We start from the raw sequence: 13,428 nt of genomic DNA, 5'->3' as shown, positions 1-13,428 counted from the left end.
CTAAACCCGCATTCCGTCGGGATAAGTGGGGGAAAGCATGGCCAGCCAGGGTGTAAACAGGCTCGGCGAGAGGTATCGCGGGCGATGACGAAACTGATTATCCAGATTCCCTGCCTGAACGAGGCGGAGGATCTGCCGGCGACGCTCGCCGCGCTGCCGCGCCGCATTGCCGGAATCGATACCATCGAGATCCTCGTCATCGACGACGGCAGCACCGACAACACGGCGCAGGTCGCGCGCATGTGGGGCGCACATCACGTCGTCAGCCACCGCACCAATCGCGGCCTTGCCGCCGCCTTCCAGTCGGGGCTCGACGCCGCGCTGCGCGCCGGGGCAGACATTGTCGTCAACACCGACGCCGACGGCCAATATGCGGGCGAGGATATCGCGACCATCGTCGCGCCGATCGTCGAGGGCCGTGCCGATATCGTGATCGGTGACCGCGGGGTCGCCGACAATGCCCATTTCGGACCAATCAAGCGCCGGCTGCAGCGGCTTGGCAGCGCGGTCGTCCAGCGGCTCGCCAATGTCGAGGTGTCCGACGCGGTCAGCGGCTTCCGCGCGATCAGCCGCGAGGCCGCGCAGCGCATCACCATTACGACCGAATTCAGCTACACCACCGACATGCTGATCCAGGCGGGACGCAAGCGGCTCGCGGTCATCAGCGTGCCGATCCGCACCAACGCCACGACGCGGCCGTCGCGGCTGTTCAAGTCGGTGCCGCGTTTCATCATGAACACCGGTCTGACTATGGTGCGCGCCTACACGACGTATAGACCGCTGCGCGTGTTCGTCGGTCTCGGGACCGCGATCGGTTTTGTCGGGCTGTTGCCGCTCGTCCGCTTCCTCTTCCTCTTCGCGCGGGGCGACGGCGACGGCCATGTCCAGTCACTGGTCATAGGCGGCGCGCTGCTCGTCCTTGGTACGCTTGTCGCGGTCATGGGAATGCTCGCCGACCTGATAGCCGCGAACCGCAAGCTGATCGAAGCGAGCCTGAAACGGCTCGCCGAGATCGAGGATCGCCTGCCGCCCCCCGCGACCGAAGCGCCGCGCGATACGGCCGTGCCGCCGCGCGCCGGAACTGCGTGATGGATGCGGCCGCGTCCGGGGCCGTCGCTCCGGCATCGACGCGCCGCCGCTGGCTTCCCGCCACGCAATCGGAGTTCTGGCCCTTTGCCGCGATTGCCGTCGCCCTCCTCGCCCATCTGCACATGGCACTGACGCGGGCGATCAACTGGGACGAATTCTATCATTACAGCCAGGTCCAGAAGCTGGTCCAGGGCACGCTGAACGAACCGCTGCAGACGCTCTATACCCGCGCCTTCGCATGGGTTGCCGATCTGCCGGGGTCGGGGATCGACCATATCATCGTCATCCGTCTGTTCATGCTCATGTGCGAACTGGTGGTCACGGCCGCGATCATCGGCGCGGCTTCGCGTTTCGTCGCACGTCCGGTCGCGGCGCTGTGTGCGCTCGCCTATCTCACCACGGGCTACGTCCTGCAGCATGGCACCTCGTTCCGGTTCGATGCGCCCGCCGCGGCGTTGCTGATGACGGCGGCTTGCCTGTTGTTGCGCGCGCGTTTGGCAGGCTGGTCGATCTTCTTCGCCGGCGTTCTCGCCGGAACCTCGGTGGTCCTGACAATCAAGACGATTCTCTATGCGCCGGTCTTTCTCGGCATCGCTTGGTTTCTCTGGTACGAGGCGGCGGACAGGCGCACGACCGCCTTCCGGTTGATCGTGGTCGGCGCGACCGCGCTGCTGTCCGCCGCCCTGATTTATACGCTCCACGCGAGTACGCTTGCTTCCGGCAGCGGAGGCGAGGCGACGAGCCTGGTGTCGAGCGCCGGCCGCAACATGCTCGCCTTCCTATCCTATTGGAAATCGACGCTGAAAGGCGCGGAGCTGTCGATCGCGCAGACGCTGATCGTCCTGCTGTGCCCGTTCACGCTTTGGGCCTCGGCCCGGCCGAAAGCGCAAAAGATCGTTCTGGCGGGCTTTTACCTGCCGATACTGACGCTGGTCTTCTATCACAACACCGCGCCCTATTTCTCCGTCTATATCCTGCCGCCGGTATTCGTCGCGTGCGGCGCGGTGCTGCAGTGGATTGCCGGCCGCCGCCTGTCGGCCGCGCTTGCTGCGTTGTTCCTGCTGAGCGGCGCGACCGTGCTGCTGCGCGAGCCGCCGAACGCGATGGAAAGGCAGCGCCAGATTCTCCGCGTCGCCGACCGGATGTTCCCGGACGGCGTCGCCTATTTCGACAGCTGCGCGATGCTAGGCCGTTTTCCGAAGGCCAATCCCTTTATGACCCTGTGGGGGATTACCCGCTACAAGGCCGGCGACTTTCCCAGCATGAGGGAGACGATGGCGGCGGAGCCTGTGCCGCTGGTGGTCGTCAACGACTATATGTTCAAGAATGCGCTGACGGGGACCGGCCCGGTTCCGCAATTTCTGCCGACCGACCTCGCCGCGATCCGCGACACCTATATTCCGTTCTGGGGGCCGTTCTGGATCGCCGGCGAAATCGTCCCCGCCGATGCCGCGGACCATGATTTCGAAATTCGTGTTCCGGGGACTTATACGGTTCGCGATGCGAAACTCGCGGTCGACGGCAAGCCGCTGGGGGTCGGGAACCGGATTTTCCTCGATCGCGGGCAGCACCGCGCCTCGACTGCGGGGGGCACCGCCGCGCGCCTGACATGGGGTGATCGGCTGGAGGTCCCCGCCGAACCCGATCGCGGCGGCCCGATGTTCATGCCCTTCTGAGAGCCGCAGGACGGCGGCTGGCGAAGCCTATTCGGCCGGCCGCCGCGCCAGCACGATCATTCCGAACATCAGGTCGCCGCCGATCGAGGCGACCCGAAGGGCGAGCACCGCCGCAAGCGATGCCGCCGTCGGTATGGAGCCGCCCGCCAGCGCGAGCAGCGCGGCCTCCCGCACGCCGATGCCGCCGGGCGCCACGGGCACGACGAAGCCGGCCAGCCAGGCGAGCAGGAAGACGGCGGCGAAATGGGGCAGGCTGGTTCCGGCGGGGAATACCGCGCCGCCGACGAGCGCGGCGGCAAGGCCGAACAGGCCGAAGGCGACGATCTGCCATCCCATTGCCGATATTAGCGGACGCCGGAACGCGAACAGCCCGGCGGCAGTCGCCGCGATCACCAGCAGCGCGGCGATGGGCGAACGATCGAACAGGAAGAAGACGGCCGCTGCGGCCATGCTGCTGAGGAGGTGGAACCCCACCTCGAGCCCCGTGGATTGCGCCAGCCGCTTTTGTCCCAGGCCTCGCTTCGCACCCTCGATCTGGCGGCTCACATATTGGAAGATCGAGCCCGGCAGATATTTGAGCAAGACTCCGCGGGCATAAATGCCGAGCAGTCTGCGCCGCGGTACCGTCCGGTCCGGATCGACCGTCGTTGACCAGGCTTGTGCAAGGAGGCGGTCGGCCAGCGCAAAGAGTAGCATGGCCCCAGCGACCGCCGCGACGAAGTCCCGGGACAGATGCGAACGCAACGTCGCCCAGTCGAGCCACCACAGGCGATCGCCGATGAACAGTAGACTGGCGGCGAGTGCCGCCGCGCCGGCCCAGCGGACGAGCCGGCCCAGCACCGGCGTCCATGCGCCGGCGGCCAAATCAGCCACGCAGGATGCTGCTGTGATCGGGATAGGGCACGCAATAGGAGCGGCCGAAATAGCGACGCTCGGCCAGGCCGCACGTCCCGATCGCGCTGCGGTAACGGCTGCGGCCGCTATCGTCGAACAGGATGACACCGTCGGGGCGCAGATGCGGGATCGCGTGCCACAGGCAGGCCACACGCTCGCGGCCGTCGACCACGATCAGGTCATAGGTATCGTCGCTCTCGTCGATCGCCGCCGCGTAGGCACCGCTTTCGAGATCGCGGTGCCAGAGTGTCACATGGTCGAAACTCGACGCCTTCCCCGCGACCTTGCGCAGCCAGTCGGCATGGTGCTCGACCGACGTTACACTGCCGGCGCGCGCGGCGAGCCAGGCGGTGCTGGCGCCCGAGCCATACTCGAAAACGCGTGCCCCCGGATGCGCGCGCAAATGCGCCTCCACATCGCGCGTTGCGGCGACGTTCCACCATGGCAGGTCAAGCGCGATCATGCGGTCGATGTCATGGATGGCGAGCAGCGACGCCGCCCAGCGTTCGAGGCCATAGGGGGCGCTGCGTGCCGCCCGTTCGGCGAGCCTTGCGAAGGGGCCGAGCCCTGCTACGGCTTGAACGATTCCCGAATAGGATTGCTTGACGAGCTGCATCGACTTTCCTGCGGCCGGATGGCGGGACAACACAATATTAACCAAGGTGTCCTTTCGAAACGTTAACTCGAGCACGAAAATCGACCTTTGGACCGGCGCACGGCGCAGAAGGTCGAATGTCAACGAGCCCACGGAGTTAACATCGAATTATCCATGATGTGTCAAAGACGCGGGATGCGTACTAAAGAGCTTCTCCGGTTAACAGTCGAACGGCCTGCCATCCTTGCGATCATGGCGTTCGCGATCGTTGCGTTGCAGGGGGCGACTGGCAGCCTGACGCTCCTCTATCTCCAGCGGCAGGATCGCTGGCTACTATTCGCCGCCGTCTTGTTGCTCGCCCTTTGCTTGCCGCGGCTCTCCCCGCGGGCGAAGGCGCTGCGCGGTGGCCCGCCATTGGCGCTGGGCGTGGGCTGCCTAATGGCCGTCGTCGCCTTTGCGGGTCACTACGCCATATTGTCGGGATATGATCTGAGCCGCGACGAGCAGATGGCGACATTCGACGCGGCCGTCTTTGCGCAGGGGCAACTGGTCGCCCCGCTGACGGGTATCTGGCGCCATCATGCCGAAGCGCTCAACACCATGTTCATGTATCCGACAAGAGAGACGGCGGCCTGGATATCGGCCTATCTGCCGTTGAACGCACTGATCCGGACGCTTTTCGGGTTGCTCGGCGATGCTGCGCTGACCGGCCCCGCCATGCTGGCGGTCGGCGCGGCCGCGTTGTGGGGATGCGCGCGGCGTATCTGGCCCGACAGCCACGAGCCGGCCGTGGTTGCGCTGCTGCTCTATGCCGGCTCCGGGCAGGTTCTCTTCAATGGCATGACGGCTTACGCCATGCCGGCGCATCTGGCGCTCAACCTTTGCTGGCTATGTCTGTTCCTGCGTCGGACGATAACGGCCGACCTGGCGGCAATGGCAATCGGATTTCTGGCTGTCGGCCTGCATCAGCCGATTATGCATCCGATGTTCGCGGCACCGATCCTGAGCCTGCTGCTGCTGGAACGCGCCTGGCGCCGCGCGGCGCTCTATTTTGTTGGATATGCTATCATAGGTGCGTTCTGGGCCTGGTGGCCCAACGCCATGTGGGCGTTGGTCGAGAGCAACGCGATGGCCCCGAAAGGCGAAGGCGTCGATTATATCAGTCGGCTAGCGGCCACGGTTGCGCTCGGCGACGGGATCCGCATTGCCAATATGGTACCGAACATCCTGCGTTTTTTCGCATGGCAGCACCTGCTTCTCCTGCCGCTTCTGTCCACCGGGATCGTCCTCGCTCGCCGAAACCGGCTGGCCGGCGCGCTCTTCGGCGGCATCCTGCTAACCGTGGGCGTCATGTTCGCGATATTGCCCTATCAGGGGCACGGGTTCGGATATCGTTACCTGCACGGGCTGATCGGAAACTTCATCCTGCTCTCCGTTTATGGTTGGACGACGCTGGGCGAAGCGCAGGCGCTCTGGCGCAGTCTCCTGTTGCGTACCACGGTAGCCGGGCTGGCCGTAATCCTGCCCCTGCAGGCCTATATGGCGCACGCTTCCTATGTAGTGCCGGCACGGGCTTCGGAACGGCTCGCCCGCAGCGAAGCCGATTTTGTGGTGGTGGGCGAGGACGATGCTCCGTTCGTCGCCGATCTGGTCATCAACCCGCCTGGGCTCGATCTGCGGCCGGTCCGGCTGATACGCGGACGGATAGACCCTGAACTCGCGCGGGCGCTCTGCGCAATGCGTCCCGCGCCGCTGGTCGCTTTCGCGGGTGAAGGGCTGCTCCGCCCCATTCGTGCTTATCACGCGGACGGGGCCCCCACGGTGGATGTGGAAAAAGCCAATCGTGCCGTAGCAGCGCTTTTGCGCAGCCAAGGGTGCCGGACGGCGATTATCGAATGATCAGCACAAGCCGTCGAGAAGCGCGGCCGCCATCCGGCGCCAGTCATAGGCTTCCGCAGCATAGCCGGCCATCCCGGCCGTATCGACCGGCGCGTCCTTAAGCGCATCGATTGCGGCGGCGCAGCGACCGGCCGAACCCTCCGGGTCGGTGAGGTCGATGTCGACGCCGATAAGCCAGCGGCCGGCGGCTGGGTCTGCCCTCGCGCTGCCGTCGCCGCAGATCACGGGAAGGCCGCAGGCCATCGCTTCCTGTACGACCAGCGGATAACCCTCGCCCACGCTCGGCAGTAACAGCATGTCAGCCGCACGATAAAGGTCGGCGATCGCTTCCTGCGGCTGCTGGCCGAGCGGATGCACGTTCGCCAGGTCCCACTCGTGCGGATCGATCGGACCTTGTCCGAGCAGGGCGAAATGCACGTCGGGGCGTTGCTGCGCGAGTAGTCTGAGAATGCGTAAGCCTTTCTTGTCGACGAAACGGCCGACGAAGACCGCAAGCGGGGCGTCGGTTGGAAGGCCCCATCGCGTCCGGGTTTCGTCGCGCGCGCGCGCGCGCTGCGCGTTGAAGACCGAATGGTCGACGCCGTTGAAGACGAGCAGCGAAGGGCGCCGGGGCGGCGCGCCGAGCAGGTCGTCGCGCACCGTCGCGCTGATGAAGGCGAGCCTGTCGGCGGCCGCCATCATCGGCCGGGTGACGATTGCGTTGGCCAGACGCATCACGCCGTTCAACAGCGGGCCCGTAAAAGGAATCACTCCGATATGCTGGATCATGATTGCGCGTTTGTTCGCCGCTTTGGCGAATATCATCGCCAGGATCGACGTTACATAGAGCGCGTCGTGGATCACCACGGCATCGGCATCGCGGACCGCTCGCCATAGCCGGGCTATGGAACGTGGGCCGGGCAGCGGCATCGGCAGACCGGTCAGTTTCTCGGTTGGGTTGGCGCAGTGCAGGGCAATGAGCCGCGCCGGACTTTTCGGCAGCCCGTCGGCATCGCTCGCCGCCCATGCGACGTCGTGTCCGGCGTCGGCGAATTCGCGATTCAGATGCGCCGCCACGCGTTCCAGCCCACCGCCGTGCGTGTCGAAGAAATTGCTGACGGAAACTATCCTCATCGCGGTACCGATGACCGTTACGACCCGGCCCCGGACAGGCGGGGCACGATCGCCCACCGGACCGCGATGAAGTTCCAGATCACGAGCACCGCCGCCGCCATCGTTGTCGAGATCCCGACACTGAACCCGATGATATCATGTCCCAAGCCGATCAGAATGACGGTTAGGGGTAGGTTGAGCGCAACCGCCGAAACGTAGCGCGCGAATGCCGCGAAACTGCGATCGACATCGAACGTCCAGCGGCTGTGCAGGAGAAAGCCGGTAATCGCGCTGAGGCAGAAGCCGACGAAGGTCGCAAAGGCGTAATGCACGCCGACCTTGGCGAGCAAAGGTACCATTGCTATGCTGAGCAGCAGGCAGATCGCTGACACGACCGAATAGCGAAAAGTCTGCAGGAGGTTGGTCATGAGGGGTGCTTCTCGCACCGAGTCACATAGACGCAGCCATTGTCGAACCGGATCTGCGCCGGGGTGACGGCTTCCTCCATCAATCCGCGCAGGTTCATGACCGTTGCGATCGCTCCCGCGATCAGCCCGCCAACCAGCGGTATCCGGCGCAGGAACACGGCATAACCGGTCGAACGGATCATGGTCGTGGTGCCCAGCGGGCCCACGATCGACTCGATTTCGCGAACCGCGAAACCGCGGGTCTCGATGTCGTTGATCAGTCCGACGCGGGTCCAGCGGCGATGGTCTTCCGGATGCGGGTGATAGAGCCATGTCCCGTGCGTTGAAAGGAACAGGATGCCGCCGGGCTTCAATATGCGGGAAATCTCCGCGAAATAGACATCGAGATTGCGGACATGCTCGAGAACTTGAACCGAGATCACGATGTCGATGCTCGCATCCGCAAGTTGAATCCGTCCGTCCGGCGCTATCGAAACATCCGCTTCGTGGCCGAAGTCGGCGCCGAGATAGATGGCCTCGCGTCCCTTGAAGAGCGGCGCATAGGGCCTATTTCCACATCCGAAATCGAGGACTTTCTGCCCTTCGCGTACATGACGGGTGACAAGCTGGCCGAGCACGCGCGTCATTCCCCGCAGCATCAACCAGTCGGTATCGAAAATGCGGGGATGGAGCCGCCGCTCGGCATCGGTCGGCATGACCTACACCATATCCTGAGTTTCGAGACGGGCGTATACGCTTGGGAGTTGGAGATAGCGTAGCAGCTTCGCTTCCTTGCGCCCGCGGGTGACGGTGTCGAGTATCAGCCCGCAGAACAGGCTGAGAAATGCAAGGATCATCGTTCCGGTCGCCAGTAAGGCCATCGGCAGGCGCGGAACGGTGTAGCTGTGCATATATTCGGCTATGACGGGATAGCCGAAGAGGAGGGCGAGCGACAAAAGGAAGAGGGAGATCGACCCGAAAAGGGCGAACGGGCGTTCTTGCTTCAGCAATGTCGCGATCGTCCAAAGGATACGGAAGCCGTCGGTCACGGTTTGCAGCTTGCTTTCGGAACCTTCGACCCGATCCTTGAAACGTGTCGGAGCTTCGCTGGTCGGCATTTCGAGCTGCAACGCGTGGATGGTCAGTTCGGTCTCGATTTCGAACCCCTGCGACATTTGCGGAAAGGATTTGACGAACCGCTTGGAAAAGGCGCGATAGCCGCTGAGCATGTCGCTGAAGCCGCCCCCGAAAATCGCTCGCACTAGTGACGTCAGCATCCAGTTGCCGAACCGATGGGCAGGCCGATATGCGGTCCCGCTCGTGTCCACGCGCGTTCCGACCACCATATCGAACCCGCCATCGACAAGCTGCCTGATTAAATCGGGAGCCGCCTCGGCATCGTAGGTCTCGTCGGCGTCGCACATGATGTAGATGTCCGCGTCGATATCGGCAAACATGCGGCGAACGACGAAACCCTTGCCTTGCCTCGGTTCGCTGCGGACGATCGCACCCGCGCGCCGGGCGATTTCGGCCGAGTTGTCGCGACTGTTGTTGTCATACACATAGATTTTGGCGTCGGGGAGCATCGCGCGGAAACGGTCGATTACCGTGGCGATTACCAACCCCTCATTGTAGCAGGGCAAAAGGACCGCGATGGTCACAGGAACATCGTCGCGTGCCAGTTGTCCCGCTGTCTCAAACTGCCCGGCGCGCATGAACATTTTAGGAAGCCCCCAAGAATCCTCGTCAAATTCTTTCGGGAAGCTAGGCAGATTTAGTTAATAACTGCTTAGGAAAGCGCGTCGGGCTGGGACGGAAACGAGGTATGATGACAGGTTTGTTGCCGCCATTTCCTCAATCGCCGAGATCGACCCCGTGGCTCTTCGCCCACGCCAGATATTGCCCACGCGGATCGGCGGCAGGCCGGGCGAGCATCGCGGGGATGGCGGCGCGGAGCGCCGCGAGGTCGAGCGAGCGGATCATCGCCTTGACCGGGCCGACGCCCGCCGGGGTGATCGACAGCCGTTCGATCCCGATGCCGAGCAGCGCCATTGCCTCCAATGGCCGCCCGCCCATCTCGCCGCAGACGCCAAGCTGCACCTTCGTTCCCGCGACGAGCTTCACGACACGCGACAGGTAACGCATGACGGTCGGCGACAGCCAGTCGTAGCGTTCGGCAAGCCGCGGGTGCGCGCGGTCGGCGGCGAACAGGAACTGGGTAAGGTCGTTGGTCCCGATCGACAGGAAATCAAGGTGCGGCAGCATCAGGTCGAGCGTTTCGACCAGACCCGGCACTTCGAGCATCGCCCCATAGCGGATCGCGACGGGCAGCTTCTTGTTGTGCTGCGCGAGCCACGCGCGCTGCTTCACGAACAGGTCGCGCGCCGCCTCATACTCCCAGGGTTCGGACACCATCGGGAACATGACGTTGAGCGTGCGGCCGGCCGCCGCCTCCATCAGCGCACGCGCCTGGACCTTGAGCAATCCTTCGCGTTCGAGCGCGAGGCGCAGCGCGCGCCAGCCCATCGCGGGATTTTCCTCCTGCGCGGTGTCGCCGAGGTTCATATAGGGGAGCGCCTTGTCGCCCCCGATGTCGACGGTGCGGAAGATGACCGGCCGCTCGCCCGCCGCGTCGAGCACGTCGCGATAGAGCCGCTGCTGCCGCTCGCGCTGGGGCAGGGTGGCCGATACGAGGAACTGGAATTCGGTGCGGAACAGGCCGATGCCGCGCGCGCCGGTGAGGTCGAGCGCCGCGACATCCTCGCGCAGCCCGGCGTTGATCATCAGTTCGATCGGCACGCCGTCCTTCGTGACCGCGGGCAGGTCGCGCAGCGCGGCGAGATTGGCGCGGCGCTTCTGCGAGATTTCGAGCTTGGCGTCGAAGGCTTCCTGGACCGCAGGGGTCGGACGGACCTGGACCGTGCCCGCCCCGGCGTCGAGCAGCAGCGCGTCGCCCTCGCGGATCGAGGTGCGGACGTCGCGGACGCGGCCGATCACCGGCACGCCCATCGCGCGCGCGACGATGATGACGTGCGCGGTGAGCGATCCTTCCTCCAGCACCACGCCTTTCAGGCGGCGGCGGTCGTATTCGAGCAGCTCGGCGGGGCCGAGGTTGCGCGCGATCAGGATCGAATCCTGGCGAAGCCCCATTTGCGCCGCGGTGCCCATCTGGCCCGAGACGATGCGGATCAGCCGGTTCGACAGATCCTCGAGGTCGTGCATCCGGTCGCGGAGCAGCGGGTCGTCGATCTGGCGCATCCGCATCCGGGTGCGCTGCTGGACGCGCTCGATCGCCGCCTCGGCGGTCAGGCCGCTGTCGATCGCCTCGTTGATCCGGCGCGACCAGCCCTCGTCATAGGCGAACATCTTGTAGGTTTCGAGCACCTCCTCATGCTCGCCGCCGACGCCGAATTCGGCCTGGCTCGCCATGCGGTCGATCTGCTCGCGCATCTTGTCGAACGCGGCATAGACGCGGTGGCGCTCGGCTTCGGTATCGTCGGCGACGGTATGCTCGATCGTGATGCGCGGCTGGTGGAACACGGCGACGCCGGCGCCCATCCCGTCGACCAGCTTCTGGCCGGTCAATCGCTGCGCCGACTGGTCGGTCGCCGCAGCATCGGTGCGCGCCGCGGTGTCGACAAGGTCGGCGTTGGCGATGAGTTCGGACAGCACCATCGCAACCGTCTGCAGCGTCTCGATCTCGATCTCTTCATAGCGGCGCGGGTCGCTGTGCTGGACGCAGAGCACGCCGACGGCGCGTTCGCGGCGGATGATCGGCACGCCCGCGAAGCTGTGGAACAATTCCTCACCGGTTTCGGGGCGGTAGGAAAAGTCGGGATGCGCCGCAGCCTCGTCGAGGTTCAGCGTCTCGATCTGCTCGGCAATCGTGCCGACCAGCCCTTCGCCGAGGCCGAGGCGGGTGACGTGCACCGCCTCCTGCTTCAGGCCGCGCGTGGCGTAGAGTTCGAGCGACCCGTCGCGCAGCAGGTAGATCGAGCAGACCTCGCTGTGCAGGCATTCGCCGATGATTCCGACGACCTGGTTGAGCTTGCTTTGCGCGTTGGTGCGCGCCGCCATCACCTCGTGCAGCCGGGTCAGGATTTCGCGCGCCGACTGCGCGGCGGTCGAGGGAGGGGGCGGAGCATTGGTCATCGCTCCACCCTGCTAACAGATGCGTTCACCCGTTGCTATCGCCCCACGTTATTTTCGTTCAGGGCTTTGCCGAGGCCAGCTGCACGGTCTGTCCGCTGCGCCATTCGGCCAGATCGGCCTGATATTGCGCATAGGCGCGATAGAAGTCGGTGAAGGGCCGGTCGAGCTCGCTGAGCAGGGCCGGGGCCGCTTCGATCGCCTCGGCGGCGCTCATTCCGCGCATCCGTTCCGCCACCGATCCGGCGACCGGACAGAATTGCTTCTGCGCGGGCGGCTGCGCGAAATAGTTGAACAGCTTCGTCGACATGCGGTCGCGCACGGCGACGCCGGTACGCGCGATCACCGTCCCCTCGGCGGCGCGGATCAGATTGCCGTGGCGCGCGATGATATCGTTATAGTCGGCGATGAGCCGCAGCGAGCCCGGATGCCGGCAGCCGATGGCGGCCACGTTGAGCGCGATCTTGACGTTCCAGAACGCCACGTGACCGGTCAAATCACGATTGGGCGTCACGAAATCGCCGCGCGCATCGAGCGGCGGCAGGCGCAGGTTGGGCGCGGCATATCCGGGTGCCTGCGGCTCCTGCGTCCGATATTGGGCGGCGGCAGGCGCGGCCGCCAGCGCCGCCGCGCAAGCGGCGACGAATCCGATCGATCTGGTCATGTTCCCAAGTCCCCCAAGGCTCTCGCGAGCGGCGCCGGACGGTTCCGGCAAGGAGGACGATAAGGGGCGGTGGAGAGTCGAAACGTTGCCGGAAATTCATCATGAACGCGGCGGAAAGGCTGTTTCGCAGGCTCCGGTCCACCATGGGAGGTATGGCCATTGCCGGCGCATGAATTTCGAAATGCACGGCTTTTTCGGCCGGGCGGAAACCGGGCGCGACCGGGCGCTGGCGGTTTGACGTCACATCGCACGCAACGGGGTTAACCCGAAATGCGACGAGCCGAAGGCGATTTTCACGGCGCACCCGGCGCGGCGTTGCACGAGTGCAACACCGCCGCCCGCGCTCGCGGATTGTCACATGCCGGCCGGCGACCCAGCGGGCCGGACCGGCGTCGCCATCGGCGCGACGGGAGTGGTCGCGAGCGGCGCCGGGGCATATTTCGCGTCCCATGCGGCCGCCTCTACCTGATAGGCGGCGTAGGCCTCGTAAAAGTCGAGAAACGGCTGGTCGAGCCGCGACAGATAGGCCGGCGCCTGCGCTATCACCTGCGCCGTCGGCTCGGACGAGACGAGCTGCGCGATTTCGTTGGCGCGCGCGCAGAAGGCGCGCTGCGCGGGCGGCTGCGCGAAATAGTTGAAAAGCTGGGTCGACAGCCGGTCGCGCGGCGCAATGCCGTTGTTCCTGTTCTGCTTGCCCAGTTCGGTGATGACCGTCTTTTCGGTCGATTTGATCACTTTGGCGTGGGTCTTGATGATCTTGTTATAGGCGGCGACGAGTGTCGCTTCCTCGGTCCCGCGACAACCGATCGCGGCGACGTTGAGCCCGATCTTGAGCTGCCAGAAGGCGCGGTCGCCGGTGACGGCCGTGTTGGCGGTGACGAAGCGGCCGTCGACGCCGCGGCCCGGCAGGATCTGCGTGTGCGCCGCGTTGCCGGGGGGCAGCGGGCGGGGCGGGATCACGAT

The 13,428-nt window shown here is 65.1% G+C and carries 12 protein-coding genes; 3 read left to right on the top strand and 9 right to left on the bottom strand.

From position 1 onward, the window contains the following. Positions 1-84 precede the first annotated feature (84 nt). Entirely contained in the window at positions 85-1,089 is a 1,005-nt protein-coding gene (locus ATE64_RS18650; protein WP_058457277.1) for a glycosyltransferase family 2 protein, read from the top strand. Further along, positions 1,089-2,765, top strand: a complete 1,677-nt coding sequence (locus tag ATE64_RS18645) for a hypothetical protein (RefSeq protein ID WP_058457276.1) — start codon at positions 1,089-1,091, stop codon at positions 2,763-2,765. Before ATE64_RS18650 ends, ATE64_RS18645 begins: the two co-directional genes overlap by 1 nt. 27 nt (positions 2,766-2,792) lie before the next feature. On the opposite strand, the gene ATE64_RS18640 is transcribed toward ATE64_RS18645, so the two are convergent. Beyond that, entirely contained in the window at positions 2,793-3,638 is an 846-nt protein-coding gene (locus ATE64_RS18640) for a hypothetical protein (RefSeq protein ID WP_156418593.1), read from the bottom strand. Then, on the bottom strand, positions 3,631-4,275 hold the full coding sequence (locus ATE64_RS18635; RefSeq protein WP_058457274.1) for a class I SAM-dependent methyltransferase: 645 nt from the start codon (positions 4,273-4,275) through the stop codon (positions 3,631-3,633). The genes ATE64_RS18640 and ATE64_RS18635 overlap by 8 nt, the downstream gene beginning before the upstream one ends. A gap of 174 nt (positions 4,276-4,449) precedes the next feature. Between ATE64_RS18635 and ATE64_RS18630 the strand changes: the two genes are divergently transcribed. After that, the gene (locus tag ATE64_RS18630) at positions 4,450-6,153 is read left to right on the top strand and encodes a hypothetical protein (RefSeq protein WP_156418184.1); all 1,704 of its coding nucleotides are present in this window, start codon (positions 4,450-4,452) and stop codon (positions 6,151-6,153) included. Here the strand turns inward: ATE64_RS18630 and ATE64_RS18625 are convergent, their stop codons facing one another. The 7 genes from ATE64_RS18625 to ATE64_RS22060 all read right to left on the bottom strand — a co-directional run. Then, positions 6,154-7,323 carry a glycosyltransferase family 4 protein gene (locus tag ATE64_RS18625; protein ID WP_058800182.1) on the bottom strand — a complete coding sequence of 390 codons (1,170 nt, stop codon included), beginning with the start codon at positions 7,321-7,323 and terminating at the stop codon, positions 6,154-6,156. Continuing rightward, positions 7,284-7,673 (bottom strand): GtrA family protein, encoded by a 390-nt coding sequence (locus tag ATE64_RS22065; RefSeq protein ID WP_058457271.1) that lies wholly within the window; start codon positions 7,671-7,673, stop codon positions 7,284-7,286. Before ATE64_RS22065 ends, ATE64_RS18625 begins: the two co-directional genes overlap by 40 nt. Further along, entirely contained in the window at positions 7,670-8,368 is a 699-nt protein-coding gene (locus tag ATE64_RS18615; protein ID WP_058457270.1) for a class I SAM-dependent methyltransferase, read from the bottom strand. Before ATE64_RS18615 ends, ATE64_RS22065 begins: the two co-directional genes overlap by 4 nt. A 3-nt stretch (positions 8,369-8,371) precedes the next feature. Then, positions 8,372-9,313 carry a glycosyltransferase gene (locus tag ATE64_RS18610; RefSeq protein WP_331458626.1) on the bottom strand — a complete coding sequence of 314 codons (942 nt, stop codon included), beginning with the start codon at positions 9,311-9,313 and terminating at the stop codon, positions 8,372-8,374. Positions 9,314-9,506: 193 nt separating this feature from the next. After that, positions 9,507-11,804 carry a phosphoenolpyruvate--protein phosphotransferase gene (gene ptsP, locus ATE64_RS18605; RefSeq protein ID WP_058457269.1) on the bottom strand — a complete coding sequence of 766 codons (2,298 nt, stop codon included), beginning with the start codon at positions 11,802-11,804 and terminating at the stop codon, positions 9,507-9,509. Positions 11,805-11,862: 58 nt separating this feature from the next. Next, positions 11,863-12,465 (bottom strand): hypothetical protein, encoded by a 603-nt coding sequence (locus ATE64_RS18600; protein ID WP_058457268.1) that lies wholly within the window; start codon positions 12,463-12,465, stop codon positions 11,863-11,865. A 354-nt stretch (positions 12,466-12,819) separates the two neighbouring features. Further along, the coding region (locus ATE64_RS22060) for a hypothetical protein (RefSeq protein WP_058801294.1) at positions 12,820-13,428 on the bottom strand (609 nt) is incomplete at its 5' end.

The sequence above is a fragment of the Sphingopyxis sp. H073 genome (assembly GCF_001468395.1).
Classification (GTDB): Bacteria; Pseudomonadota; Alphaproteobacteria; order Sphingomonadales; family Sphingomonadaceae; genus Sphingopyxis.
Note: the sequence above shows the minus strand (reverse complement) of the source record. Positions and strands in the feature narration are given on the sequence as shown.